Raw genomic sequence first — 26,482 nt, 5'->3', positions numbered from 1 at the left:
CAAGGATTAAGCATGGCCGATCAACCTGACTGGGAGCGCGTTGAGCAGCTCTACCGGGCCGGTGTGCTTTCGCTCAGGGAGATTGCTGCTGCTTGCCCTGGCTCGAATCACATGGCGATCGCTCGCCGTGCCAAGAAGCTTGGATGGACTCAAGATCTTGCGGCCAAGATCAAGGCCAAGGCCGAAGACCTTGTTACACGGCAGCTTGTTACAGAATCTGTTACAGCCGACCGCGCCGTAACAGATCGCAGTGTCATTGATGCCAACGCTCAGGCCATTGCGAATGTTCGGCTTGGCCACCGAACAGACATCAGCCGTTCGCGCCGGCTCGCCAATAAGCTTCTGGATGAGCTGGAGGCGATGACAGACGATAACGGGACGCTACGTGAGCTGATTGACCAGCTTGCAGATACAGAAGGCCCATCATCGCTGCTGGAGATCGCTCAGAAGGTTGCGGGGCTGCCAGGGCGCAGCAAGGTGATGAAAGAGCTCAGCGAGACGCTAAAGACGCTGATCCTCCTTGAGCGTCAGGCATACAGCCTCGACACGCTCCCAGACGGCGGCGATTCAGCCGATGCAAGCCTGACCATCAGCTTCATCAAGCCAAATGGCAATTGAGTTCCCGGACAAGCTCGCTTTCCTGTTCGAGCCGCACCGCTATAAGGTGGCAAGAGGTGGCCGTGGTAGCAGTAAGTCTTGGAGCTTTGCCAGGGCGCTGCTGATCCTCGGCGCGCAGAAGCCGATGCGCATCCTGTGCACCAGGGAAATCCAGAAAAGCATCGCCGACTCGGTGCACAAGCTGCTGGCAGACCAGATCGTCAGCCTATCGCTCAGCGGCTTCTACGATGTCCAGCAGGCTTACATCAAAGGCAGGAACGGGACTGAGTTCAGTTTCGCCGGCCTGCAGCAACACACGGTCGATTCGATCAAGTCCTACGAGGGTGTAGACATCGTCTGGATTGAAGAGGCCCACGCGGTGGTCAAGAAGAGTTGGGACGTATTGCTCCCGACCATCCGCAAGCCTGAATCGGAGATCTGGGTTTCCTACAACCCGCAGCTTGAGTCTGACGAGACGCATCAGCGCTTCGTGATCAAGCCTCCGCCCGACTGCATGTCGGTGCTGATGAACTACAACGACAATCCATGGTTCCCGGCCGTGCTTGAGCAAGAGCGCTTGCACGCGCAGGCGACCATGAAGCCCGAGCAGTACGCTCACATCTGGGAAGGGAAATGCATGCCGGCCGTCGAAGGCGCCATTTACTTCGAGCAGATGAGCCAGGCGGAGTCGCGCATCTCCAATGTGCCGCACGACGGGCTGCTGAAGACCCACGTCATCTTCGACCTGGGCTGGAATGACGCTATGACGATCATCCTGGCGCAGAAGGTCGCCGGCGAGATCCGCATCATTCACTACATCGAAGGCCATCAGCGCACGCTGGCCGAGTATAGCGCGGAGCTGAAGGGGCTTGACCTGGATGGCCAGCCGATCAATTGGGGTCACGTCTACCTGCCGCACGACGGCTACCACAAGCGTCATCAGAGCGGCAAGTCAGACGCCGAGGTTATGCAGCAGCTTGGCTGGTCAGTGATGCCAGTGCCGAACATGCACGTCGAGCAGGGCATCAACCGCGTCAGGGAAGTATTCCCGCGCACATACTTCAACCGTGACCGTACGGCAAGGCTGGTCGAGTGCCTCAAGCGCTACCGCAGGCAGATCAACCAGCAAACCAATGAACCAGGTGCCCCATTGCACGACGAGTACAGCCACGGCGCTGACGTCATGCGCTACCTGGCCGTCGTCTCTGACCAGCTCAGCAACGACGAATGGGGCGGCCAGCTCAACTACCGCAAGCTCAACAACGCATAAGGGCAAGACATGGCAAAGGGTCTGACCGAGGACGAACTCAAAGCCCTGGTCGGGGCCGAGATGCGCCAGGCGCTTGGGTATTCGTCGTCGAAGCTGAGCAATGCGCGGCAGAAATCGATGTACTACTACCTCGGCATGCCGGTTGGCGATCTGTCGCCGCCGGAGATCGACGGGCGCTCTTCTGTCGTGTCCACCGACGTGCGCGATACCATCGAATCCATGCTGCCTCAGTTGATGGTGACGTTCGTCGGCTCTGACACCGTGGCCGAGTTCGAGGCGACCAAGCCTGGCGATGAGCAGAAGGCCGAGCAGGCCACCGAATACGTCAATTACCTCTTCTACAAGAAGAACAACGGACACCGCATCGCGTACACCTGGATGAAGGACGCGCTGCTGCAGAAGAACGGCATCGTCAAGGTCTGGTGGGACACGCGCACCGAAGAGACGCGCGAGGAATACCGCGGACTATCAGAGGTTGAACTGGTCAACCTGACCGAAGACGACGAGATAGAGATCACCGAAAGCTCCACCTCGATCGACGAGGATGACATGGAGCAGCGCCAGCAGGCCATCATGCAGCTTCTGCAGCAGGCCCAGGCGCAGCCGCAGTCGGCCCCGCAGGTGCAGCAGCAGATCAAGATGATCGAGTCGCAGCCTCCCAAGATGGTCTATGACGTCGTCTGCAAGCGCACCAAGTCTGGCGGCAAGGTCTGCATCGACAATGTGCCGCCGGAGGAGTTCTTGATCTCCCGGGATGCCCGCGACGACATCCAACTGGCCCGCTTCGTTGGCCACCGCGTGCAGCGCACCCGCTCCGAACTGAAATCCATGGGCTACAAGGACGTCGAGCAGCTGACCTCACAGGACGCCGGCGCCGCGATGAACTACGAGCGCATCCAGCGCCGCAGTTGGAACGACGAGAACGCCTACGCGGACAACTACGGCCAGACCGAAGAGAGCCAGGAGCTCATCTGGGTGCTGGAGGCCTATATGCGTTGCGACTTCGACGGCGATGGCATCGCCGAGCTGCGCAAGGTCACGATGGCCGGCAACGAACTGCTGGACAACGAGGCGGTGGACGTCGTCCCGTTCGTGTCGATCACCCCAGTACCGCTGCCCCATGAGTTCTTTGGCCTGTCAATTGCAGACCTGGCCATGGAGAGCCAGAAGACCAAGACCAGCATCCTCCGGGCCCAGCTCGACAACATGTACCTTGCCGTCAACGGTCGGTATTTCGCTTTGGAGAACCAAGTCAACCTAGATGACCTTCTTACCTCGCGCCCGGGTGGCGTCGTGCGGATTAAGCAACCAGGAGCGGTTGGCCGTCTCGACCAGGGCGCACCAGATATTGGCAGTTCCATGCAGATGATGGAGTACATGCAGCAGGACTTGGAGAACAAGACCGGCTGGACGCGGTACAGCCAAGGCAATGATCAGGGTTCGCTGAACGACACGGCGACCGGCGTCAATGTGCTGACCAACCGCGCCGACATGCGGCTCGACCTGATCGCCCGCAACTTTTCTGAGGGCTATGTCGACCTGTTCAAGCTGATCCTGAAGCTTGTCTGCCAGTACCAGCAGAAAGAGCAGATCGTGAAACTGACTGGCGGGTGGGTGCCGATCGACCCGCGCGAATGGAGCAACCAGTTCGACGTATGCATCAATGTCGGCATCGGCATGGGCAACAAGGATCAGAAGATCCAGCACCTGACCATGCTCGGCCAGGCGCAGGCGCAGGGCCTTCAGATCGGCATCGCGACGCCGGAGAACATCTATCACTCGGCAACCGAGCTAACCAAGCAACTCGGGTTCAAGAACGCCGACAAATTCTTCACGGATCCGAGCAAGCAGCCGCCGCAGGACAAGCCTGACCCTGATCAGATGAAGGCCCAGGCGCAGATGCAGATCGAGCAGGCGAAGCTTCAGGCGAGCACCCAACTCAAGCAGATGGAGCTGCAGCACGCCGCGGCGCTCGACGAGGCCAAGCGCAATCACGAGCTGCAGCTCGAGCAGGCTCGCATGGGCATGCAGGCCCAGGTGGACGCCAACCGTCAGCAGGTCGAGGCCGACCAGAAGACGCTCCAGAGCCAGCAGCAGGCCCAGCTCGAGGCGCTGAAGGACGAGCAGAAGACCCAGCAGCTTGCAATGCAGCTCGATTTCGACCGATGGAAGGCAGAACTTGACGCCGAGACCAAGATCGCCGTTGCCCAGATCAGCCAGCAGACCACCTTGAGCGCTGCGCAGATGAGCTCAGCCCAGAAATTCGAAGAGAACGGAGCCGGTAATGGCAACGATTGAGCAACGGATATACGACGGCAACCGCGCCCGCGAGTGCCTGGAGAATGAGCAGTTCAATCGGGCCTTCGACGGCATCGAACGGGAGTTGACAGAAGCATGGCAAACATCACCGGCGCGAGACGTGGAAGGAAGGGAAAAGATCTACCTGTCCCTGCAGCTGCTGCGCAAGTTGAAAGCGGCGCTCCAGAGCAGCCTGGAGACGGGCAAGTTGGCGGAAGTGGAGAGAATCCACAAGAAGTCCGCTCTCGACCGAGTGCGCGAGATCTTGCCGCTCTGAAGGCCATCCTCACCGGCCGCTCCGTAATCATTCGCAAATGAATCCCACAGGGGACAATCAATGAATCAGTTCATTCATCGCTCGCTCGGCAATTTCCTGATGAGCGAAGCCGGCGATGGCGGCGACCTTGGCGGTGCGCTTGACGTGAACTCAGGCGCTGCGGCCTTCGCTGCTTTGCTTGAGCCGCAGCAGCCTGAGGCGCAATCGGAAGAGCAGGGTCAGGAGGAGCATCAGCCCTCGATTGAAGCCACAGCAGATGCGCCGATCGACGATGTCGAGGATCAGGCCGACGACGGCCAGGAAGAAGAGCAACCGAAGTTCACCGTCAAGATCGACGGGAAGGAAGTCGAGGTCAGCCTCGACGAGCTGAAGAACGGCTATCAGCGTCAGTCGGACTACACCCGCAAGACGATGGAGGCCGCAGCCCAGCGTAAAGAAGCGGACGCCGATAAGCAGAAAGCCAACCAGGAGCGCCAGCAGTACCATGGCGAGCTCCAGCGCATGGCGATCCAACTCGAAGGCGTCCTCGAGCAGCAGAACCAAATCGACTGGAACGCGCTTCGCGAGTCGGATCCGATGGAGTTCCTGAAGCAGCAGCATCTCTTTCAGCAGAGACAAGCGCTGTACCAGCACAACCTTTCGGAACAGCACAAGCTCGCCGAGCAGTTCCAAGCCGAACAGGCCCAGGCCAACCAAGACTACCTGACCCAGCAGCGGGAAGAACTTCTCGCCAAGCTCCCGGACTGGAAGGACGGCGCAAAGGCTAAAGCCGAACAATCCTCAATCTCCAAATTCCTGCAAGAGCAGGGCTTCGGTGATGAGGAGATTTCGTCAATCGCCGACCACAGGCACGTGCTGATTGCGCGTAAGGCGATGCTCTATGACCAACTGATGGCCAATGCCAAAGTGCAAGCCAAGAAGGTGCAGGAGCTCCCTCAGCGAGTGGTCAAGCCAGGCGTGACGGCAAAAGGCGAGCCGGACGGTCGCACAGCCGCTGTGAAGCAGCTTGCGAAGACCGGCCGAGTCGAGGATGCCGCCGCCGTATTCGCACAAATCCTTTGACCCAGGAGACATCATCATGTCTGCACCAACCAACACGTTCCTGACGACTGCCGCTATCGGCAACCGGGAAGACCTGACCGATACCATCTACCGTATATCGCCGACCGCCACGCCGTTCATCTCGCTGGCATCGAAGGGCACTGCGACCAACACGCTGCACGAGTGGCAAACTCAGGATCTTGCCGCTGCCGTGACCAACAATGCCCAGGCGGAAGGTGACGACGCAACGGCGAAGACCGTGACCCCGACCGTGCGCCTGAACAACCGCACCCAGATCTCCACCAAGACCGTGATCGTCTCTGGCACGCAGCAGGCGATGAACCCCGCCGGTCGCAAGAACGAACTGGCCTACCAGCTTAGCCTGGCATCGCTGGAACTGCGCCGCGACATGGAGAGCTCCGCTACCCAGCTCGACGTGCTGGCAACCGCTCCGCGCCAATCTCGTGGCCTTGTTGGTTGGGTCGTGGACAACGTCGACCGTAATGGTGGCACCCTGGCGTCCTACACCGGCAACACCGGCCGCACCAAGGGCACCGCCGTGGCGTTCACCGAGGCTCGTCTGAAGAACGTGCTGCAAAAATGCTTCACCGCCGGCGGCGATCCTGACTCGATCCTGCTGCCTCCTACCGCAAAACAGACCTTCTCCACCTTCACCGGCAACTCGACCCGTTTTGACAAGGGCGAGGACGCCAAGCTGTATGCGTCGGTCGACGTGTACGTCTCGGATTTCGGTGAGCTGAAGGCCATCCCTTCGCGCTTCCAGGATGCCAACGACGTGTTCGTGCTCCAGGCCGACAAATGGGCGATCAGCTACATTCGCCCATTCAGCACCGTGGAACTGGCGAAGACTGGCGACGCCGAGAAGCGCGAGTTGATCGTGGAATGGACTGTCGAAGCCCGCGCCCCGAAAGCCAATGGCGCCGTGTACGACGTGGCCTGATCCTGACGGCAAAACCATGGGGAGCTTCGGCTCCCCTTTCTTTTTGGAGAACGAAAATGCCCCAGATCAGACAGAACGCGGACAGCTCGCTCGGCATCGAGGGTGCTGCGAACGGCGATGGCGGCTTCATCCCGGTGACGCTGAACTACCTGGCCACAACCGTCGACTGCACCATCTTCACCGCCGACCGTCCGTACACCGTCAAGGCCATCCGTGGCCGCGTTGACGTGGCTGGCACCGGTGGCGCGTGCACCGCGGTCATCCGCAAGGTTCCGAGCGGCACCGCAATCACCTCCGGCACCGCGCTGCATTCCGGCAGCTACAACCTCGTCGGCACCGCCAATGCCCAGCAGGCCCTGACACTGTCGACCACCGCCAGCGATTTGCTGATGGCGGCCGGCGATTCGCTTTGCTACGACCTCACCGGCACCGCGACTTCCGCAGTCGGCAACCTCACCGTGACCCTCAACCCGGCCTGACCTGCGCCCCTGTGGGGGCGCTAACCATCGAGGAGGCTCGCCATGAGCAACACTTTCGAAGGCGCGATCCAGGTCGTCGCCACGGGCGTCAACATCGCCACCAGCGGAACGTCGGCCAGCTCAGCCATCCCGAATGCGCAGAGCGGCGAACTGCCACGTTACATCCGCATCACGGCCAGCACCGGTGCATATGTGCGCATCGGCAATGGCACGGTGACTGCGGTCAACACCGACATGATGGTTCAGCCAGGTGACGCCGTGATCATCGCGGTATCCAACCTGAAGAACATTGCTGCACTTCAGGTGACGTCTGCCGGCGTTGTGCAGGTATCTCCATTGGAGAACATGTAATGCTCGACCTTGAGACGAAATTCCATTTCGACGACGGGAAGATGATTGTCCAGCGCACGCAGGACTGCACGCCGATCGCCGAGCACACGAAGGCGCTGCACAACGCCGGCCTGCACGGCAGTTCGGAGATGAAGCATGCCGCCAGCATCCCGTTCGTAATCATCGAGGACTACTGCAACAAGCACAACATCACGTTCCACGAGTGCATCGGCAACAAGGAGCACATGCGCCGCATGCTGAACGATCCTGATCTGTCTGCGTTCCGCGTCTGGAAGGGCAAGGTATGAGCATCACGACCTATGCAGAGCTGCAGGCCTCTGTCGCTTCCTGGCTCAACCGCAGCGACTTGTCCGCGATCATTCCAGACCTCATCACGCTGGCCGAAACCCAGCTGAACATCGACCTGAATGCGCGCAGCATGGAGGCCAGGACGACGCTTGCCACCGTAGCCGGCACAGAGACCGTCACGCTGCCGACCGACATGCTGGATATGCGCAGGCTGCAGGTCGTCGGCACGTACAACCAGCCGCTTTCCTACAGGTCGCCGGACGAGATCGGCATCGACTATGCAGCGAATACTTCCGGCCAGCCGGTCGTGTTCACCGTCATCGGTGGACAGCTTGAGCTGGGCCCGACCCCGGATGCGGTGTATTCGCTAGAACTGATCTACAAGCAGCGGCTGCCGGCGCTATCCGACACGAACACCAGCAATTGGCTGCTCGCGAGCTGGCCGAATGCTTATCTTTATGCCTCATTGCTGGCCGCCATGCCGTTCCTGATGAACGACGCGCGCCTTGCGACCTGGGGGCAGCTCTATCAGCAAGCGGTCGATGGGATCAACGGAATCGACTGGTACAGCGGCTCCACCATGAAGGTCATCGCACGATGATCCAACTGACAGGCTTTGCGCCGGATACTGACGTGACGACGCCAGGGCTTGTTTCCGACTGCACGAACCTCATCCCATACCTCAATGGGATGGAGGGCGCTCCTGAGCCTGCAACGCCTGCCGGGACGCCGGCGCTGGCTGCCTCCTGCATCGGTGCCGCTGTAGTGGCGAAGCTTGATGATACGCGTCGCATCATCGCTGGCACGGCGACAAAGCTCTACGAGCTCGCCTCAGGTTCATGGAATGACGTTTCGCGCGCGTCGCCCTACAGCGGTGGCGTGGATACCCGATGGTCGATCACCCAATTCGGAGACGCGACCTTGTGCGCCAACCGCGCGGACGTTATCCAGCGTTCTACAGGGGCAGCCTTCTCCGACGTGTCAGGAGCGCCAAAGGCCGAGATCCTGTTCACCGTCGGCTCGTTCGTCATGGCACTCAACCTAAACGACGGCTCAGAGAAGCCAGATGGCTGGCAGTGCTGCGCGGCTTTCGACGATACATCGTGGACGCCAAGCCTGGCCACTCAGGCTACCGCAGGGAGGCTTGTGGCGACTGCCGGGCGCCTCACGGCAGGCATGCGGCTCGGCGAATACGCCATAGCCTACAAGCAGCGTTCAATCTACTTGGGGCAGTATGTCGGGGCACCTACGGTATGGAACTGGTTGCAGGTGCCCGGCGGTGACGCAGGATGCATCGGCAAAGAGGCGATCTGCGACATCGGCGGCGCGCATTTCTTCGTCGGCGATGACAACATGTGGATCTTCGACGGAACGCGGCCGGCGCCGGTGGCCGATGGGTTCGTACGGCAGTTCTTCTTCGACAACTCGAATCCGTCCTACCGCTATAGGACGATCTGCGTCTTCGATCGGCAGAAGAACCTGGTCTGGATTTTTTACCCTTCGCTTAGCTCGCAGACCCCAGACGCCGCGCTTGTCTATCACGTCAACGCTAGGAAATGGGGTGTTGCCAATAGAAGCATCGAAGCGGCCCTGAACTATGTTTCGTCTGGCGTCACCATCGATGGCCTGTCATCGATCTCTTCAACCATCGACGGGTTGGCGCCGTACTCCTTTGATTCGCAGTTCTGGCTGTCCGGCGGCAAATCTTTGTCGATCTTCAACAACTCGCATCAGCTGCAGGCCATGACCGGGAATTCAACTGGGAGCTCATTCACCACCGGCGAAGTCGGCGATGATGACGCGGTGTCATGCATCAACAAGATCCGCCTGCGCTATGCCAAGGCGCCGATGAGCGCAACGGTGCAGACGTTCATGCAGCAGAACTCTGGGGCTGGATTCACCGCAGGCACCACTGGATCGGTACTGGACGGGAAATTCGACCTGCGGCAGTCGGCGCGCTGGCACAAGGCGACGTTCACGTTCGTCGGGCCTGTGCGGGTCACGCACATGGATGCCGAGGTAATGCCGCAGGGGATGCGCTGACATGAGGCTGAACACGACTCCGCGCGCCGGCACAACTGATCCGGTCATGCAGCGCGAACTGCGCGAGCATGCCAGTCAGGTCAACCTTCTGTCCGAAGGACGGATTACCGCTTTCTACACCGCCGGCACCGCGGCTCCGACCACAGGCTCATGGATGCAGGGCGACTCGCTGAAGAACTCGGCGCCCACAGAGCTCGGCACAGCCGGCTCGAAATACATCATCGCCGGGTGGACATGCGTTGTCTCTGGAACGCCCGGCACCTGGGTTCAGAACCGCTATCTCACGGGGAACTGATGAGCAAGATCATCGTTGTGCCGCAGACCCATATCGACGTGGCCTGGAAGGAGGGTGCCCATAACCTTGGGCTGGCCTGCGCCACATCCGGCGGGGAGATCACCGGCGACCAGCTGAAGATGATGCTCAGCCGCGGTGAACGCACCTTGGTGCGTCTTGACCATGACGAAACGATCGCCGGTTGGGGGGTGATCGGCGTCGAGCAATTGCCCAACTTCCGCGTCCTATATGTCTATGAGGTCTATGCCCCCAATGGCCATTTCGAAAGCTTTTTCGACGAGCTGCGCGGCATGGCAATCAGTTTCGGATGCCTGAAGCTGCGCTGCGCAGCAAAGCCGGCCCAGGAGCGTCTTTATCGGCAGCGTTGCGGTTTCGCGCCGGTATATCAAGTATTGGAGGTCGACCTGTGAACATCGATACCCTGCACGAACATCTGGACGCCGAATTCGGCGGACCTGCATTTGGGGCGATCCCTCGGTTCAGCGGTGATGCGCTGCGTCCGCACAAGGGCGGTGGAGGCTCGAGCACGACTACCCAGTCCATCCCTCAAGAGCTGAAGCCGCTTGCGTCAGCCTACGCTACCAAGGCCATGGACTTGTCGAACCAGCCATACCAGCCATATTGGGGCCAGCAAGTCGCCGGCATGAACGATTTCCAGAACTCGGCGACCGCCAGGCTGGGGCAGATCTTCAACAATGGCGATTCTTCCATGAATGCGGCCAGGAACGCAGTGACCGCCGGCCTGACCTCTGGATCCGCAGCCACCAAGAACCCGTATTCCGGATCGAACCCATACCTGCAGCAGAACATCGATGCAGCCATGGGCGACATCACCCGCAACTACAACGATGCGATCGCCCCGGGACTGACCACGCAGATGGTCAACTCCGGCTCCTTCGGCAATACCGGGAACCAGGCGGCGACCCAGAACTCGCTGAATGACCTGACCAAGAACCTGGCCAATACAGCGTCCAACATGCGTATGCAGGATTACACCGCCCAACAGCAGTTGGCCGAGAACTATGCCAATCGCAACGACCAGATGAAGAGCCAGATGCTCGGCCTTGCGCCGGGTTACGAGAGTCAGGGCATGAACGTCGCCAACAACTTCATGAACGCGGCCAACATGTACCAGGACAACCAGCAGCAGCAACTGGACACGCAATACCAGTCGTTCCTGGATCAACAGAACCTGCCATACAAGCAACTCGCCGCCATGTCCGGCGTGTTCGGCTCTGGCATTGGGCAGACCTCGACCACCAAATCGTCCGGAGGCGGCAAGTAATGCTCCCACTTCTGATTCCAATCGCAATCGGGGCCGTCGCAGGCGCGATGTCGAACCGTCAGAACCCACTGAAGGGCGCTGCCATCGGTGGCGCCATGGGTGCCGGAGGCGGCCTATTGGGGGGCGCCATGGCGGGCGGTGCTGCTGCAGGCGGTGCAGGTGCGGCCGGCGCTGGGGCAGGGGCTGGGAGCGCAGGGTATGGCCTTGGCCAGCCACTTGTCAGCGGCGCAATGGGGGCATCGACCACCGCCGGCGGATCCGCAGCGGCCTCGCCAGGCCTGCTCGGTACGTTCGGCCAGCAGGCCGGCCAGTTCGCCTCCCAGGCCAAACCGTTCCTGGATGCGGCGTCTACCGGTATGCAGGCAGCAGGCCTGCTTGGCGGTGGCCAGGGCCAGCCACAGGCAGCCCCAATGCAACAGGTCGGCGGCGGCCCGGAAACCATGGCCGCGCTCGCCGATGGCCCGCAAGACCCCCTGCGCGCACGCCGGCAGCAGATGAACGCCCAACACCGATTCCTGCGAGGCTGAAATGGACGGACTTCTTGATTTCGTTAAGACCCCAGCAGGCCAGGGGTTGCTTGCGGCAGCTTTTGGCGGTCTCGCCAGCGCTGGCCGGGGCGGCCCGATCAACACTTTGGGTGCCGCCGGGCTTTCCGGAGTCGCTGGCTATTCAGCTGCAAACGCCAATGCCTTGAAGGCCCAGAAAGCCCAGTTGCTGCAGCTGCAGCGTGACACGCTGCCGACTCTGTACGGTAAGGATGCCGACGGTAATCCAACTTTCGACTACAAGACGGCGCTGCAGGTCGGCGCAACGCCTGAAGACATCATGAAGCTTGCGCAGATGCCGAATGCGGCCATGAGCAAGGTTGCGCGCACCATAGAAGTACCTGGCGCAAACGGCAGCAAGCAGACCATGCAGTATGACGAGTATGGGCGCCCGGTCGGCCAGGCCGTCGACTCATACGTGGCGCCGCAGCTGGTTGATCAAGGTGGCATGAAGCAGTTCGTAGTGCCGACTGCCGGGCAAGCTTTCAACGTCACGATGTCTCCGTCAGAACAGGCTGCCAATGCGCGCGGTTGGGCCAATATCAGGGCACTGGACGATGCCAATAACATCAACAAGGAAGCACAGCGCATGCAGATCTTTACAGGGCCTGACGGAAACACTTACCGAGTTGATAAGGGGACCGGGCAAGCCACTCCTGTGGTTACACAAAATGGCATGCCATTCCAAGATGGAACCGCGTCGAAACTCACGGAGGCGGAAGGCAAGAACACGCTCTATTTGAGTCAAATGCGCGATGCTTCGAACACCTTCGACAAGATTGGCGCGTCGGTATCGCCTGCGCGTGTTGCGCTGACCAACAGCCAATACACCAACATGTTTGCAGGGGCGGAGGCGCAAAAGGTCGCCCAGACTCAACGCCAATGGGCTGAGTCATATTTGCGGGCAAAGACAGGAGCCGCGGCGACAGCGGATGAAGTCGACAACAATATTCGGACCTTCTTTCCAGTTGTCGGGGATAGCCCGGAAGTGATTCAGCAAAAAATTGAAGCCAGGCGCCAAACTGAACAGGACATGCGTATCCCGGCCGGCCGTGGCGCAGACAAGTTGTCTCCACGTAACCATGCACAGCCTAGTCAAGCGGCTTCAATGCCTCAAGTGAGAGTATTGCGTACTGGGCGAGATGCCAGCGGACGTAGAGTTGTTCAATACTCGGACGGGAGCATCGGTTATGGCGATTGAACAAGGATCAATCCAGTGGGATGACGAGCCGGCTGTCAACCCATCTGGAATAGTCTGGGACGATGCCCAAGCGCATCCGGCCTCGGCTATTCCGGCGACGGCCGCTGCATTACCAGCGCGAAATACTCCGCCAGATCGTCTGGCTGGCAGGAATTGGCTTGAGCGGGGCACGCTCGGCGCTGGCAAGGCGGTCGCAGACCTGATGGAAGGCATCGGCCTAGGCGGCGTCATCTGGCCTCGTGGGTGGCAGCGTGCGCCGGGGGCCGATGACGACCTGATGTCAGATCCTGCGGGCCTTGTCGGCAACATCGGCGGGCAGGTTGGCCTCGCATACCTTGGCGGACGCGGACTTCAGGCCGGCGGCCAGGCGTTGGGAGCGACCAAGGCAGCCAGCATGATGCCTAGCCTGAAAACCGCTGGTGGCCTTCTGGAGAGCGCCGGCACTGCCATGGTCAAACCTTCAACCTACAAACAGGCTATCGGCGCCGGCGCAGCTTTCGGAGCTGTTTCTCAGCCTGGCGACATATCTGACCGGCTGGCGAATACCCTCGCTGGCGGCGCTGGGGGTGGAGCAGGCCTGGCGCTAGGGCGAGGAATCGGCAAGGTCGCCAGCGGCATCCAGGCCATGATGAAGCCGGCTGCGCCCATTGAGATGGAAGTGGCTGCCAAGCTCTCCAGGAAGGGTGTCGATTTCTCGGCACTGCCGCAGGCCATCAAGGATCAGATCGTCGATATCGGCAAGAAGTCGATGGATGACGTGGACAACCTTGACGGCGTCCAGCTGGGCCGCATGGCGGATTTCAACTCTCTTGGCATTAAGCCAATGCGCGGCTGGCTCAGCCGCGATCCGAAGCAATGGTGGATGGAGAACAACCTGAACACTGTCGACGACCAGATCCAGAAGCGGTTTGTCGATGCCAATCAGTCGCTGCTCTATGGCGTCCGCAAGGGCGCCGGCATGGAGACCGACTACCAGCGCGGGCAGACCCTGCAAAAGTCGATCACCGACTACGATGCCAGCCTGAAGGATAAAGCCGACAAGCTTTACCAGGCAGCCCGCGACACTGCCGGGCGAGACATTCCCCTCGACCCGCACAGGTTCGTCAATGATGCCTCCACCGAACTTGACCAGCAGATGCTCGGGTCAAAACTGCCAGCAGACACCCTGAATTGGTTTCAGAAGGCCACCACTGGCAAGGAGCCGTTCGACATGGGGACTGCGCTGCAGCGGCTCCAGGCCCTGAACGGCAGGATCTACAGCACGAACGACAAGGCCGAGGCGGTGGCCCTCAACATTGTCAAAAGGCATCTGATCAACGCCATCGACAATGGCGAGTCGGCGGCCTTCAACCCGGCACCGGGATTCCGCCCTGGTGCGACCCCAGGTGTCCAGCCGGCTCCATCGGATATCGGCATGATCGAAGGACCGGGGCGCTTCCTTCCTGGAGGTACCCCAGCTCCAGGGCAAGGCGGCATCGTTCCATATCAGGGTGGGATCGGGCCGTTAACCGGGGGCGCCGAGCAGGCCGCCGCAGATGGCCCAATGGGGATCGCCGACGCTTTCCGCGCTGCGCGCACGGCAGCGGCAGATCGCTTCCGCTTCCAGGAAGCCAGTCCTTTGATAGAGAAGATCCTGAAGGGAAACTATGCTGCGGAAGACCTGCCTGACATCGTCGGCAAGATGAAGGTCGACCAGCTGAAAGACCTTTCCCAGCTTGAGAGCCAGAGAGGCGTGCCGATCATGAGCTCGCTGCGCAGCGCGGCCCAGGCCTACATCCGGGATTCAGCGACGCTTCAGGGAGAGACGGGCGGCTCGTTCACCATCCATGGTATGCGGAAGGCGCTGGATAAGATCGGGCCAGAGAAAGGCAAGGAACTTTTCGGCAACGCCGGCTGGAGCGACTACCAGCGCATCCTCAGGGCTGGCGGGGCGATCATGAACCCACCAATGAAGCCTGCCGGCTCCAGCACGGTTCCTAACCTGCTGAGGTTCGTCCAGGCCATGCCCAAGCTTCCGATTGCACATGGGCTCTTGAACATGACGGTCACAGCCGCCGGCAAGGCCAAGCAGATGGCTGACGTCGGCTCGGCGCTGAACCCGCCATTGAAGGTGATCGTCCCGAAAGACCCGAAGCCAAGCCTTTTGCCGCTTTTCACGGCGCCAGGCTTGCTTGGGTTCTCGGAGCAGTAGCCTAGTCCTCGTCGGGGTTGATCAGGACGATCTTCCTGATCCTGCTGCCTTTAGGTAGGTGCTTTTTCGCCAGAACGGTCAGCCAGTCCTCCAGCTTGACCAGCAGCTGCACGCCGATGAAAACGGCGGACATCTGAATCGCCTTCAACCAATGCTCGTCCATAAATCTCTCTAGGGCGTAGCGAATCATTCAACTAGAGCCCGCCATTGAGCGGGCTTTTTATTGGGATGACCAAACATGCCGCTCCCGTCTTCGATAAACGATCTGTCCACGACTGCAGGCAGCAACAGCCCGCCGGGATCCGAATCGCCGTCCTTGATCGACGACTATCTCAGGGTCTATGCATCTTACATCGCGCTCCTGAGAGACCAGAAATTCCCGATTGCCGGTGGCACGCTCACTGGCGCCATGAATGATGCGCCACCGCAGTCGATCGCGTCCGGGGCGACCACCGACATCGGTGCGGCCACTTCGAACGTGGTCTATATCACTGGCACAACGACTATCACCAACTTCGGCACCATAGCCGCAGGCGCCAGGAGGACGGTCAGATTCACGGGGGTGCTCACCCTTACCTATAACGGCGCCTCGATGATCTTGCCGACAGGGGCCAATATCACCACCGCCATTAACGACTCGGCCGAGTTCCTGAGCATGGGCAGTGGCAATTGGATCTGCCTGTTCTACAAGCGTGACAGCGGCGGGACGGTCGGGTTCTCTTACAACAGGTCGAACATCGTTGGGACAGTCTCCCAGACCGCCGGGGCTCCAACCGGGGCAGTCATTGAATACGTCACCAATGGCAATGGTTCATGCATCAAGATCGCCGATGGAACCATGATCGCCTGGAGGCTCGGCGCCGGCGGCATTGGGTTCTTCAACACATCCAATATCGGGTTCACCTGGACGTTCCCTATCACCTTTGCGGCACTTGGGTATGTCGGGGCGAACCTTCTTGGGACGCTCGGCACCGCCAAGCAGGTAACAGCGGCGAGCGCCTATGCACGCACAGGCACAAGCGCGAGCGTTTCCGTGTTCAGTCTCGCTCAATTTGTGGTTGGCGATATCGCCACCTACGGCGTCGATTTTGACTGCATCGCTATCGGGAGATGGTTCTGATGAAGATCATACTTAGCCCTCAGCGCCGCGACGACACGTTGACCGTCTACAAGTCTGGCGCCTTCCTTACCATCAATGGCGAGGTCTTCGACTTCTCCAGGATGCAGGAAGGTGACACGTTGCCGAGATCAGCTTTCCACAGCATCTGGCTGTCCGAGGCCGGATCGGTTGATGTCGTAAGCGGCGAGCTGTCTGTGACGCTATTGCTCCCGCTGCCATGGAACTACAGCCAGGAGCAGGCATTCCCCGTCCCGCTGCTTGATGTGCCGGACGGCTATATTGCATTCCCCCAACCCGTTCTCGGCGAAAACGACCCGCCATACCAGGCTCCTGAGTTCCCTCCGGAAGGCACAGCGGACGGATACATCAACTGGTCTCTGCTGGTGACGGCCGCGATGAAGGCTGCGGCGGCTGATGCCGAGCACTTGGCAGCCATGAAGGCAGAACTGGCGCAGCGCAATGCGCAGGCTGTCCTGCAGATCGCGCGGGTGAATGACAGGATCGAGACCATCGGATACGGCATAGAGCTCGGCGAGGCCACGGAAGAGGAGATCGCCGAACAGGCTGCGCTGCAGCCTGTCCTGGCCGCCTGGAAGGCCTACAAGTTCGCATTGGGCAAGGTAACGAAGCAGCCTACTTGGCACGCCGCCCCTGTGTGGCCTGTGGTGCCCCCAGCTCCAGTCATCGTCGCCTCGCCGGAAGGCAAGTCGCCAGACGCAGCCTAATCGGAGTGACCTTATAACTGCTGCAGATCCTCCCCAACGCCGGCAAGAAAGCCGGCGTTTTTGCGCCCGCGCTCAATGCGGCCATGCATAAGTACCAGATCGTCGGCAGCGTGATGATCAGCGCCGGGATATTTGCCGAAGACCAGCAGTGACCGAACAGGTTTTCTACATGGAGGAGGTTGACAGGTAAAACAGGAGAGCTTTGAAGCCCCATATAATGGTAGCAGGAAAAGTCTAATGCATAGCCCCAATCCATCTCGAATGGCTGGCCTCCGTCATGGCGGATCCAACATTTAGAGAACGGGAATTAAGTTGCATTATAGATAGATCAAAGCAAAACCCCTCACCATGGCTTACACAAAGCAAAAGCCCCAGGCGCTCGCAACGCTCTGGGGCTTTTTACATCAACCCCTTGAAAAGCAAGGAGGCTAACGATGCCTGATTTTACTCCCTTCGCAGAGATTTTTAAATTCTGCATAACGACCTATGGTCTTTGGCAAACAGTAGGAGCGTTCTCAGTCTGCACGATAGCGTATGGAGTCGCGTGCTTACTTCGGAACTCAGCTGTCCTAATCCACTAATCAAGTTACATAACTTTTGCGCCGCCTTCGGGCGGTTTTTTTTGCCTGGAGAAAAGCATGACAGTCACCGAACAAGACCGAGACATCCTCGCGCGCACGCTGTGGGGCGAGGCCCGCGGCGAGACTCCCGCCGGCCAAGTGGCCGTGGCCTGGACGATCCGCAACCGGGTGCTCGACGGAAAGGCCAATTCCTGGTGGGGCGAGGGCTACGCCGGCGTGTGCCAGAAGCCGTACCAGTTCAGCTGCTGGAACAAGGGCGACCCGAACTTCGCCTACCTGTCCGGCGCGAAGCCGATCCCGGCCCGCGAGCTGTCCCAGGCCAGGGTGGCAGCGGACCAGGTCATCGACGGCAAGGTGCCAGATCCAACCGGCGGGGCCACGCACTACTACGCACTCAGCATGAGGACGCCGCCGGCCTGGGCCGCGGAGGCGAAAAAGACCTTGCAGCTTGGCGGGCACGTCTTCTTCAGGGACGTCCCGTGATGGCCATCCCGTGGAAGGTGGTCGCCGGGGTGGTGCTGGTGCTGATCGGCGCCGGCGCTGCCTGGCGGTTCCAGGACTGGCGCTACGGCCGGCAGCTGGCCGAGCAGGCCCGCCAGCACGCCGAAACCCTCAACCAACTGACCCAGGCCGCCGCCGGCGCCCAGCAGGCCGAGCAGGACAAGCGGCTGGCGCTCGAGCAGCGGCTGTCGGCCAGCGAACAAACCCACTACAAGGAACTCAGCGATGCCCAAAAAGACCAAGCGCACCTGCGCGATCGTCTTGCCACTGCTGATCTGCGGCTGTCAGTCATCCTCGATGCAGGTTCCGCCGGTGCCCGTGACGTGCCAAAGGCCGCCGGCGCCGGCGGCGTGGTTCATGCAGGAGTACGAGCCGAGCTTGACCCGGCGTTTGCTCAACGAATTGTCGCCATCACCGACGAAGGAGACCGGGGGCTGATCGCGCTGAAGGCGTGCCAGGCTTATGTGCGGGAAGTGCAAAAGTAGGTATTGGTGTTTGGAAGGCAGGAAGTTGCAGGGGAGGGAGGTCTAAGGTTCGAATGGTCACGTTCGCGTTCCGTGACCACTCTAGCCTTACATCTTTGTTAAAACAAAAGCAGCAATAAGCCCCAGTGCAACAGCGAGTACCGGAGCGGCGCCATGAATGCAGAGCACTCCGACGAAGCTACCCAACGCCCCAAGGCGTAGATGTAAAGCTGCTGAACCAGCTTGTTCAGAAATGCCCATGGCAATCCTCCCTAGCTGTTTTCCCAGTCTCATGTAGTGGCCGGCGGGGAAGTTCAGACTGTTGCTGTCTTTGCGTGTTCACTGGACACAATGGGACAGCAGCCCAACCAGTGCGAAGGCACCACTGATAATCGCCAGTGATGTCAAAGTGCTTTGATTCTCTCAGGGCTTTTGAGAAAGAGCAACAGGCTACCTAAGAATTGGAAAATTGAACCAAGAAGCTGTCTAAAACTACCTCTGGACTAGCTTGAAGATCCGATCCCGCTGCTGGCGCAGCTACAGGGTCAGTTCCTCGAACTCGTTCTCGTAGATCTTGAGCTGGTGCCGGCAGGTTTCGAGCGGCGTCGGGCAGCCGAGCCAGTCGTCGGTGTTTTCGATTTCGTAGGGATCCACGGTAGGGCTTTGCTGCTGGCTGTTTGGATATACAGTAAATGAGGCGGGCTCGGCCGACGAGGACGAGACGACGAGCTGCATTAGCCTTCAGTTAATGTCCGTTAGCGGCCACTAGCGAACGTCCATTTTTGGCCGATTCTGCCGTTCGCGACCGTAGGCTTTCGACCTGTAATGGGTGTTCTGTTATCTCCGCATTCCTCCCGAATCCTAACTTTACATGCAGCACCTTAAAGTGACGCCTGACATTACGGTTTAAGCGATGTCGGTAACTCCTCACTAAAATCTCGTGTGTGTTCATCTCTATGCCGACCACTCGACGTTTTGCATCGCTAAGGTTCGTTCCACAAACGCAAGAATCGCTTCGTTCATTTGCTTCAAGCCTGGTTCCTCCAGCGGGTAATGTCCGGCGTTGTCGAGCATCTGGGTCGCCACCTCGACACGGATGAGGCGTTGCAGGAATGGCTGGCTCAGCGCGAGCGGCGTCCAGCGGTCGGCTGCGGGCTGGGTCAGCAGGACAGGGCAGACGTCAAAGGATTCCGGCTCCATGGCGGGCGTGTATCCAAGGTAGGAACTCAAAAAGCGCAGGCTGGCCCAGTTGCCGGCCGAGGTGTGATCTTTCAGGCAAGCCTTCAACGCAGCTCGGTCATTGACCAGTGTGTGCATCTTGCTGGCCAGCCACATCGGCATTTTCAGCCCGCTCAGCGGCGTGCGCGCCAGAAAATGGATCATCGGAATGCCCAGGCGCCCCATCAGGGGAGAAAGAGCGGTCTGCTCTCGAACCCTCGGAACTTGCTGATCGAGGAAAGTCATCCCGATAATGCCGGCGACGTGCCGGTTCATGGCGGCGGCGTGATAGGTCAGCATCCCTCCCGCGCTCAGACCGTATAGAAAAATCGGACGCGGGTCGCGGGCGCGTTCGTATTCGATGAAGTCATTGGCCAGCTCCACCCACGTGTCATAGCGGACATTCGCCCCTGTCGCGACCTTGGTCTCACCGTAGCCAGGCATGTCGATGGCCACGGTCTCCAGTCCCTGCCGGAAGAGCGGCAGGCCGGTGATGGTGGACATTTGCCGGCCATTGGTACCGACACCATGAAACAGGATGACTCGCGCCGGGGCCGTGGGGTTGGTGTAGCGATCCAGGTGAACGGTATGCCCGCGCCATGGCCAGTGCTCTTCTAAAGGAGCATTGCTCGCGTCGATGCGGTAGTTGGGTGGAAGGAATGCCTGAATTGCCTGCCATTGGGTCTGTTCTGTGTAGCTCATCGACGGCCTCGCGCTGGACAAGGAAGGGTGGGATATCTATAAATACAACATTTGTCACGTTTTAAAACATAACATATGTCTGATTTAGTGAGCATGCAAGACCCCTCGTCGACATCCAAAAGTAAAAGGGAGGGACGACTCCCCCAACAGGCGCGCTCGCAGACGCGTATCAGCAAGGTGCTGGAGGCCGCCGAGCAACTGCTCCGAGAGGTCGGGCCGGATATGGCATCGATCCCGGAAATTTCCAAACTGTCGGGTGTGCCAAGGGCCAGCATTTACCAGTTCTTTCCCGACAAGTACGCACTCTTCGCCCATCTGGCGGCGCTGCAGATGGAACGCATCGGCGAACTCGTCCTGGCGATGCATCCGCAGGAGGGTGAGGACTGGAAAGTGGCGATCGGCAGAGTGGTGTGTGGCGTTGCCGGTTACTACAACGAGCATCCGGCGGCGGCCGCTTTGCTCATGCGCGGCAACTTCACCCCGACCGACTGCAAGGCCCATGAGGAGAAAGACGCCATGATCGGCAACCTCCTGCGTCAGTCCTTGCAGGCTCAGGGCGTGCTCAAAGACTTGCCGCGGCAACCGGATGCCGCGACGCTGGCGGTCGAGATCGCGTTTGCCTGCCTGCGTTATGGATACCTCACAGAGGGCAGCATCAGCGAAGCAATCTGTGTCGAGGCAACGGAAGCGACGATCGCCTATCTGTCTCGCTGGGAATCGCGCCAATCGCAGACTTAGCCGAGCGATTACTTAGCATTGCTTTAAAATCGATTAGGAGAACAAACATCTGATCAGATTGAGGTCGAAGCGAACCTGCAAAACTTTCACCGATATAGTTACGTGCCATGACCGGCACATACGTTCACCGGCTGCCGAAGGCGGTCCGCTGGAACGAAGGGTTAGGCGTCAGTCAGCACCAAAAAAAAGACGAGCTAGTCGACGCAAACTCGAAGGACCATACCTACGAAGGAGGTCGTTCATGTCGGCAGATGTGGAGGTCTGCTTAAGCGCGAACATCAGTCCGAGAAAATTGCTGACGTGTGTAGATAGCCTGGATGATTTATCGGGGTTGTTCTGCCAACGATTTTTCAGTTGGTCTAGTGTGGAGGCCATCGTCCTATTCGCGATGGTCCATTCGGCGGTCGTCGTGTGCAGCTCGCGCCAGCGCGAGAACGCCCAGTAGACATAGAGCCTCGTGGGAACATAACCCTCGTACCAGGCAAGAAATTGATCGAACTGCAGACTCCAGAATCTGTCGAAGAACATCTCTGCCTCGACCTCGGTTCGCTGCTGTGACCATGCTCCTTCAACGCTTGCAGCCCTCTCGCTATGTGCGGTTAGAAGTTCCGCTCTCTTCTTCTGAAGTTCGTCGAACTGCTTGTGGAAGTGAATAATCAGGTCAGCTTGCTTATTTCTCAGTCCGAAACGCGCGTTGGCATATATGACGACCAGTGCAAGGATCGAGGTAATGATTGGAATGAGCTTCCAGAAGAACGGGTCTGTCTCCGATGTCATTTTTTCACCTCGAAGGCAATTGTGTGTGTGTGATCCGGACGCCTAGCAATTAGGTGCAAATCCTTCTTTGTCGTCCTATAAGTCCTTGCTCAGTTTAGACGTGATTGCGGAAAACACGACATTGCTCATGAAGAATCGCGACATGGAAGACGCTAAGCCCTGCGGCCTGCGAGAGTAGAAGCTGCATCGAAGACGCCATTCAATAGCCTTCACCGTATCCTGTCGTCCGCTCCTGGCCAGTAGCGGTCACCTGTGAACGTCCGTTTATGGCCGATTGCTGCCTGCCGTGGGGGCACCGGCCACCCAAAGCAGACAGATCGACCCAGAACTTGAGTCGATCTATCAATGCCGGTTAGAAACGCCAGTCCTCAGCGTGAACGACACGACAGAATGGGCCCGCCAGGGTTGCATTGTGATGAGCGACGATACTTTCAGCCTTCAAAGCGGGAGTGTCGGTGCAGGTATGACCATCGGCGATCAGGACTGCATCGAATCCAAGATCTCGTGCGGCTCGGCAGGTACTATCGACACAATACTGGGTCTTCATTCCGGCAATAACCACGCCTTGGGAACCACAAGCCTTAAGTTGATCGGACAGGTCAGTCATGGCGAAAGCGTTAGGCCGGCTTTTTCGAAAATCACTTCGTCGCCCCTCAGCAACAGTTCCTCCACCAGTTGCGTCAACGGGCTTCCTGGTTCGATAGGTGAGCCGGACGGCCCCACGTGGCGAGCAAGAAAAATGGGCGCGCCGGCGGTGCGGGCTTTATCCAACAGACTATTCAACGTGCTTAGCAGTGCCTCACCAGCCCATGGCTTATCCGGACCATGAAACAATCCAACCTGCATATCGAGAATCAACAGTGCATGCATAGTGCTTTTCCTTGCGTTTGGGCCAGCGACACAAGGGCAAAAGAAAAGGCCCTATCCATCACTGGCGGGCCTTTGAAGATCGTGCATTATTGGCTCACGACACCTCTCACGACCCGCCTCGGGCGGTCGTGGTAGTGGTGGTCGAGGCAATATGTAGCTGATTCATAAGTGGGACAGTATCTGCACGGTGCCCGGTTGGCAAGGGGACAAGATCTAGGCGATGGCTACTTCTTGTATTGCCCGTTGGGGTTCGCTTCCGGTCAATAGCGGCCCTCCACTCATGGGTCAGCTGATATTCTTCGCGGTTGGTGGCTCTTAAAATTTCGTTTCGATGCTCACCAGCGCTTGCTTGAGCTTGACGCGACTACGACTCATCTGATGATGCTGGTCGTCGCAGATGACGTGTCAGGCTCCCGGTGGGATGAAGCCGTATCTTGTCAAAAACTCGCCATTGAAGAGTGGACGCGTCTTATTACCAGAGTTCAGGCTGATCCTATGCCACCTCTTGATGGTAGGCCGACGGAAGGTTCCTTATCGATTACCGATTGAGGGTTTGGCTTCTTTCATCATGCTTGGTGTTTCCGCTTTGTTGTCACACTGCATTTGTGCGCAAACCGCTTCTGCTCCAGCGCAATTGGCCCTCGAAGAACTGATTAAGCATCCACCACCAGTAGGCACTAAAAAAGACACTGACAATGTGCCGAACAGGAGAATGCCAACACCCCACAGCCAGTGATTCCAAAACGCGAAAAAGCCTACGGTGAAGCGCCGCATACTGGTCGAGTTCTCCATATATGCGTACAGAGGAAAATTGTAAAAGTCGTAGTTTGGCAAATTATCTTGGTACACTCGTAGCATTAATGAAGAAAGCGATGTAAGTAGCCACGCGCTGAAAAATAGCGCCAGCGTATTGAACAGGGCCACCAGAATCGCCAAGTCAATTTGCAAAGTACTCAATCCTCGGTTGGCTATACCATCTTTGGTCATCAAGCCTAGTGCGGCAATTGTTGCAGTCTGAATGCCGGCCATCCATACCGCCCAATCTTTCATAATCCCCAAAGCTTCTTTCGCGGTCTCTTTCGTTCCGCCAGAGACGGTATTTGCGAAAAAGGATCTTGGTAGCCAAACGACCGATAACAAAATGAGAGCTACTAGTGCTGATGCAGAAAAGAGAGCAAAGGTGCTTGTAGAAACTACATTCATGGTTTGAGTTTCCTTGAGGCATAACAGTTAAGTTAGTCGCATGATTGCGTCTGTGATTCCTTGAGCGTTGGCGTCCGACGTTTCCATGGTAGCCACAGCTTTAGCAGCAAATTTCCGATCACTCTCTCATAAACAATTTTCCAATATTTTGTATAGCAGCGCCCAAAGGAGGAAGATTTTTCTGAGCACTGAATGAGTCCTTCAATCATAGCTACTTACTCCATTACTCCCTCACATCGGCAGCTTTTGGCCGAAAGCAGTCAGTCTGGCGTCATCAGCAAAGCCAGGGTCATCTTGATGAACTCCTCGTTCTTGTCGATCGCCCAGAGCGCGCCGCGCACGTTGTCGGCGACTTCGGCGGATCCTCGCTGTTCAACCCAGTTCGAGAGCTCCAGGATGGCGGCCTCCAGAGCGAGCTGGTTCTCGTTAATCTTGAAGAGCAGGGAGGGGAGCAGATCGGCGTTTGACATGGGATTTCCTCGGCAGAAGAAACCAGCGTAGCAGGGGATTTATTCGGTCGGCAGAACGCCTGGGATGGGTGCGCAAAACCTCCTCTGGAGGCCGCGTGTTTTCGTTTGCAAAAGCACAAAAAGGTGGATGTTTTGCCGTCTTCTGAAATGGATATATGCCTTGCTTTTCAATGGGTTAGATCTACAGAGGCCCCAGCATGGGGTGCTAGGGGTCGAGTGTTCGAATCACTCCGTCCCGACCATTATTCCTGAGTAAAATCAGACACTTAAGCCGATCAGCTAGATCGGCTTTTTTGTGCCTGCGCAAACCCCGCGCAAAATGTCACTGTCCCCCGACAATCATTCATTTCAGTGCAACGTCACCACCCTGCGGCTCTCTCCGATCCTGATTCGATCCAAGGCACGGTTCAGCGCATCCAAGGCATCCAGAAGGGCTTTCGCCTCGGCTTCCCGGCCGTCCCCCCAGAGACGCTCAGCCATCTTGTTCAAGGCCTGGATCGAGCGTTCAATCTCTGCAGCGGTTGCCGCTTTGCTTTCCGGGTGTTTCTTAGGCATTGATCGACTCTGTATGCATGAAGGTGTCGGGAGCAGTCTATCTCAGCCCCAAGCTGGAGGGAGACTGCTGTGCCTGGGGGCGTATGAAGCTTGGGCCCGGCCGGGTGACGAAACGAAGAATCAAGATGATGAAAGAACCTACCTACCAGTTGCTGGAAGTCGCCGATGGCAAGCCGATCAAACTGTGGACCGAGGGCGTCCCGGTGGAAGAGGAAGCCCGGCGGCAATTGTTGAATACCGCCAAGATGCCGTTCATTTTCAAACACCTCGCCGTGATGCCGGATGTGCATCTGGGTAAGGGCTCGACCATCGGCAGCGTGATTCCCACGGTCGGGGCGATCATTCCGGCGGCGGTCGGGGTGGATATCGGCTGCGGCATGATCGCCGCGCGCACCTCGCTGACGGCTGCCGATCTGCCGGACAACCTGCACGGCCTGCGCAGCGCCATCGAGCAGACCGTCCCCCACGGCAGAACCCTGACCCGTTCAAGGCGCGACAAAGGGGCATGGGATCAGATCCCGCCACAGGCGGATCAGGCCTGGGCGGCGCTGTTTCCGCGGTTCAAGGCCATCACCGACAAATACCCCAAGCTCGCCGACACGAACAACCGCAATCATCTCGGCACGCTCGGCAGCGGCAACCACTTCATCGAGGTGTGCCTGGATGAGGCCGACCGGGTCTGGTTCATGCTGCACAGCGGCTCCCGTGGCGTGGGCAACGCCATCGGCAACCTGTTCATCCAGATGGCCCAGAAGGACATGCGGCAGCACATCGCCAACTTGCCGGACCGCGATCTGGCGTACTTCGAAGAGGGCAACCGGCACTTTGACGACTACGTGGAGGCGGTCGGGTGGGCGCAGGACTTCGCCCGGCAGAATCGGGTCATGATGATGGACGCGGTGATCCGCGCGACCCGGACGATCATCCGCAAACCGTTCGAGGTGGCCCTGGAAGCGGTGAACTGCCACCACAACTATGTGCAGAAGGAACGGCATTTCGGTGAAGACGTACTGATCACCCGCAAGGGAGCGGTGTCGGCGAAGAAGGGCGAACTGGGCATCATCCCTGGGTCGATGGGGGCCAAGAGCTTCATCGTGCGCGGTCTGGGCAACGAAGAATCGTTCTGTTCCTGCAGCCACGGCGCGGGCCGCACCATGAGCCGCACCAAGGCCAAACACACCTTCACCGTCGCGGATCAGGTTCGCGCCACCGCTCATGTCGAGTGCCGTAAGGATGCGGACGTGATCGACGAGATCCCGATGGCCTACAAGGACATCGAGAAGGTGATGCACGCTCAGCGTGAGCTGGTGGAAGTGCTGCATACCTTGCGTCAGGTGGTGTGCGTCAAGGGATAGGCTGACCGCCCCCTTACCTGCAAAGTGCCAGCAGACGGCAAACTGCTGGCCCCCGGATGATGTCCGTATCGGCAAACTCGC

General features: G+C 58.9%; 30 protein-coding genes and 2 pseudogenes. 23 read left to right on the top strand and 9 right to left on the bottom strand.

All coding sequences use genetic code 11. The annotated features are described in order from the left end of the window. The first annotated feature begins 12 nt into the window (after positions 1-12). From KVG96_RS14590 to KVG96_RS14525, 14 genes are read left to right on the top strand one after another with little or no spacing between them, the layout of a single operon-like run. Positions 13-618 (top strand): hypothetical protein, encoded by a 606-nt coding sequence (locus KVG96_RS14590; RefSeq protein WP_217892782.1) that lies wholly within the window; start codon positions 13-15, stop codon positions 616-618. Continuing rightward, complete coding sequence (locus tag KVG96_RS14585) at positions 608-1,867, top strand: PBSX family phage terminase large subunit (RefSeq protein ID WP_217892781.1); 1,260 nt, start codon at positions 608-610, stop codon at positions 1,865-1,867. Before KVG96_RS14590 ends, KVG96_RS14585 begins: the two co-directional genes overlap by 11 nt. Before the next feature lie 9 nt (positions 1,868-1,876). Continuing rightward, positions 1,877-4,165: a portal protein gene (locus tag KVG96_RS14580; protein WP_217892780.1), complete on the top strand. Its 2,289-nt coding sequence runs from the start codon at positions 1,877-1,879 to the stop codon at positions 4,163-4,165. After that, on the top strand, positions 4,152-4,442 hold the full coding sequence (locus tag KVG96_RS14575; RefSeq protein WP_217892779.1) for a hypothetical protein: 291 nt from the start codon (positions 4,152-4,154) through the stop codon (positions 4,440-4,442). The genes KVG96_RS14580 and KVG96_RS14575 overlap by 14 nt, the downstream gene beginning before the upstream one ends. 60 nt (positions 4,443-4,502) lie before the next feature. Continuing rightward, positions 4,503-5,504, top strand: coding sequence for a hypothetical protein (locus tag KVG96_RS14570; protein WP_225927411.1), 1,002 nt, complete (start codon positions 4,503-4,505; stop codon positions 5,502-5,504). Positions 5,505-5,520: 16 nt separating this feature from the next. Beyond that, positions 5,521-6,444, top strand: a complete 924-nt coding sequence (locus KVG96_RS14565; RefSeq protein ID WP_217892778.1) for a DUF5309 domain-containing protein — start codon at positions 5,521-5,523, stop codon at positions 6,442-6,444. A 56-nt stretch (positions 6,445-6,500) separates the two neighbouring features. Next, positions 6,501-6,923, top strand: a complete 423-nt coding sequence (locus tag KVG96_RS14560; protein ID WP_217892777.1) for a hypothetical protein — start codon at positions 6,501-6,503, stop codon at positions 6,921-6,923. A gap of 42 nt (positions 6,924-6,965) precedes the next feature. Further along, entirely contained in the window at positions 6,966-7,274 is a 309-nt protein-coding gene (locus KVG96_RS14555; RefSeq protein ID WP_217892776.1) for a hypothetical protein, read from the top strand. Then, the gene (locus KVG96_RS14550) at positions 7,274-7,561 is read left to right on the top strand and encodes a hypothetical protein (protein WP_217892775.1); all 288 of its coding nucleotides are present in this window, start codon (positions 7,274-7,276) and stop codon (positions 7,559-7,561) included. Before KVG96_RS14555 ends, KVG96_RS14550 begins: the two co-directional genes overlap by 1 nt. After that, positions 7,558-8,163, top strand: coding sequence for a phage adaptor protein (locus KVG96_RS14545; protein ID WP_217892774.1), 606 nt, complete (start codon positions 7,558-7,560; stop codon positions 8,161-8,163). The genes KVG96_RS14550 and KVG96_RS14545 overlap by 4 nt, the downstream gene beginning before the upstream one ends. Beyond that, positions 8,160-9,605 carry a hypothetical protein gene (locus tag KVG96_RS14540; protein ID WP_217892773.1) on the top strand — a complete coding sequence of 482 codons (1,446 nt, stop codon included), beginning with the start codon at positions 8,160-8,162 and terminating at the stop codon, positions 9,603-9,605. Before KVG96_RS14545 ends, KVG96_RS14540 begins: the two co-directional genes overlap by 4 nt. Before the next feature lie 46 nt (positions 9,606-9,651). After that, entirely contained in the window at positions 9,652-9,900 is a 249-nt protein-coding gene (locus tag KVG96_RS14535; protein WP_217892772.1) for a hypothetical protein, read from the top strand. After that, complete coding sequence (locus tag KVG96_RS14530) at positions 9,900-10,310, top strand: hypothetical protein (protein ID WP_217892771.1); 411 nt, start codon at positions 9,900-9,902, stop codon at positions 10,308-10,310. The genes KVG96_RS14535 and KVG96_RS14530 overlap by 1 nt, the downstream gene beginning before the upstream one ends. Further along, positions 10,307-11,185 (top strand): hypothetical protein, encoded by an 879-nt coding sequence (locus KVG96_RS14525; RefSeq protein ID WP_217892770.1) that lies wholly within the window; start codon positions 10,307-10,309, stop codon positions 11,183-11,185. Before KVG96_RS14530 ends, KVG96_RS14525 begins: the two co-directional genes overlap by 4 nt. Positions 11,186-11,298: 113 nt before the next feature. On the opposite strand, the gene KVG96_RS14520 is transcribed toward KVG96_RS14525, so the two are convergent. Further along, positions 11,299-11,691, bottom strand: coding sequence for a hypothetical protein (locus KVG96_RS14520; RefSeq protein WP_217892769.1), 393 nt, complete (start codon positions 11,689-11,691; stop codon positions 11,299-11,301). Positions 11,692-11,713: 22 nt separating this feature from the next. Between KVG96_RS14520 and KVG96_RS14515 the strand changes: the two genes are divergently transcribed. Both KVG96_RS14515 and KVG96_RS14510 read left to right on the top strand, forming a co-directional pair. Beyond that, the gene (locus KVG96_RS14515) at positions 11,714-12,931 is read left to right on the top strand and encodes a hypothetical protein (RefSeq protein ID WP_217892768.1); all 1,218 of its coding nucleotides are present in this window, start codon (positions 11,714-11,716) and stop codon (positions 12,929-12,931) included. Next, positions 12,921-15,122: a hypothetical protein gene (locus tag KVG96_RS14510; RefSeq protein ID WP_217892767.1), complete on the top strand. Its 2,202-nt coding sequence runs from the start codon at positions 12,921-12,923 to the stop codon at positions 15,120-15,122. The genes KVG96_RS14515 and KVG96_RS14510 overlap by 11 nt, the downstream gene beginning before the upstream one ends. Before the next feature lies 1 nt (position 15,123). On the opposite strand, the gene KVG96_RS14505 is transcribed toward KVG96_RS14510, so the two are convergent. Further along, positions 15,124-15,285, bottom strand: coding sequence for a hypothetical protein (locus KVG96_RS14505; RefSeq protein WP_217892766.1), 162 nt, complete (start codon positions 15,283-15,285; stop codon positions 15,124-15,126). Between the two features lie 153 nt (positions 15,286-15,438). Here KVG96_RS14505 and KVG96_RS14500 point away from each other — a divergent pair, with 153 nt between their 5' ends. The 5 genes and pseudogenes from KVG96_RS14500 to KVG96_RS14485 all read left to right on the top strand — a co-directional run bounded on the left by KVG96_RS14500 (position 15,439) and on the right by KVG96_RS14485 (position 18,534). Continuing rightward, complete coding sequence (locus KVG96_RS14500; protein ID WP_217892765.1) at positions 15,439-16,242, top strand: hypothetical protein; 804 nt, start codon at positions 15,439-15,441, stop codon at positions 16,240-16,242. A 395-nt stretch (positions 16,243-16,637) separates the two neighbouring features. Further along, positions 16,638-16,967, top strand: coding sequence for a phage tail protein (locus KVG96_RS27555; RefSeq protein ID WP_225927463.1), 330 nt, complete (start codon positions 16,638-16,640; stop codon positions 16,965-16,967). 17 nt (positions 16,968-16,984) lie between these two features. Beyond that, a pseudogene (locus KVG96_RS27550) lies at positions 16,985-17,098 on the top strand (glycoside hydrolase family 19 protein); the annotation flags it as partial. 507 nt (positions 17,099-17,605) lie between these two features. Next, positions 17,606-18,031 carry a cell wall hydrolase gene (locus tag KVG96_RS14490; protein ID WP_217892763.1) on the top strand — a complete coding sequence of 142 codons (426 nt, stop codon included), beginning with the start codon at positions 17,606-17,608 and terminating at the stop codon, positions 18,029-18,031. Continuing rightward, positions 18,031-18,534, top strand: a complete 504-nt coding sequence (locus tag KVG96_RS14485; protein WP_217892762.1) for a lysis system i-spanin subunit Rz — start codon at positions 18,031-18,033, stop codon at positions 18,532-18,534. Before KVG96_RS14490 ends, KVG96_RS14485 begins: the two co-directional genes overlap by 1 nt. An 87-nt stretch (positions 18,535-18,621) precedes the next feature. On the opposite strand, the gene KVG96_RS14480 is transcribed toward KVG96_RS14485, so the two are convergent. Next, positions 18,622-18,774, bottom strand: coding sequence for a hypothetical protein (locus KVG96_RS14480; RefSeq protein ID WP_217892761.1), 153 nt, complete (start codon positions 18,772-18,774; stop codon positions 18,622-18,624). 693 nt (positions 18,775-19,467) lie between these two features. Continuing rightward, positions 19,468-20,433 (bottom strand): alpha/beta hydrolase, encoded by a 966-nt coding sequence (locus tag KVG96_RS14475; protein WP_217892760.1) that lies wholly within the window; start codon positions 20,431-20,433, stop codon positions 19,468-19,470. A 93-nt stretch (positions 20,434-20,526) separates the two neighbouring features. Between KVG96_RS14475 and KVG96_RS14470 the strand changes: the two genes are divergently transcribed. Next, positions 20,527-21,171: a TetR/AcrR family transcriptional regulator gene (locus KVG96_RS14470; RefSeq protein ID WP_217892759.1), complete on the top strand. Its 645-nt coding sequence runs from the start codon at positions 20,527-20,529 to the stop codon at positions 21,169-21,171. Between the two features lie 168 nt (positions 21,172-21,339). Here KVG96_RS14470 and KVG96_RS14465 read toward each other — a convergent pair whose 3' ends face one another. The 5 genes and pseudogenes from KVG96_RS14465 to KVG96_RS14445 all read right to left on the bottom strand — a co-directional run bounded on the left by KVG96_RS14465 (position 21,340) and on the right by KVG96_RS14445 (position 25,046). Continuing rightward, a complete protein-coding gene (locus KVG96_RS14465; RefSeq protein WP_217892758.1) occupies positions 21,340-21,948 on the bottom strand; it encodes a hypothetical protein in 609 nt (202 codons plus the stop codon). 352 nt (positions 21,949-22,300) lie between these two features. Then, positions 22,301-22,818 (bottom strand): annotated as a pseudogene (locus tag KVG96_RS14460) (cysteine hydrolase family protein). A 531-nt stretch (positions 22,819-23,349) separates the two neighbouring features. Further along, complete coding sequence (locus KVG96_RS14455; RefSeq protein WP_217892757.1) at positions 23,350-24,021, bottom strand: hypothetical protein; 672 nt, start codon at positions 24,019-24,021, stop codon at positions 23,350-23,352. A gap of 260 nt (positions 24,022-24,281) precedes the next feature. Next, entirely contained in the window at positions 24,282-24,491 is a 210-nt protein-coding gene (locus KVG96_RS14450) for a hypothetical protein (protein WP_217892756.1), read from the bottom strand. A gap of 348 nt (positions 24,492-24,839) precedes the next feature. After that, a complete protein-coding gene (locus tag KVG96_RS14445; RefSeq protein ID WP_217892755.1) occupies positions 24,840-25,046 on the bottom strand; it encodes a hypothetical protein in 207 nt (68 codons plus the stop codon). 128 nt (positions 25,047-25,174) lie between these two features. Here KVG96_RS14445 and KVG96_RS14440 point away from each other — a divergent pair, with 128 nt between their 5' ends. Then, positions 25,175-26,401 carry an RtcB family protein gene (locus tag KVG96_RS14440; protein WP_217892754.1) on the top strand — a complete coding sequence of 409 codons (1,227 nt, stop codon included), beginning with the start codon at positions 25,175-25,177 and terminating at the stop codon, positions 26,399-26,401. Positions 26,402-26,482: the final 81 nt, after the last annotated feature.

Source organism: Pseudomonas ekonensis, assembly GCF_019145435.1.
GTDB lineage: Bacteria > Pseudomonadota > Gammaproteobacteria > Pseudomonadales > Pseudomonadaceae > Aquipseudomonas > Aquipseudomonas ekonensis.
Note: the sequence above shows the minus strand (reverse complement) of the source record. Positions and strands in the feature narration are given on the sequence as shown.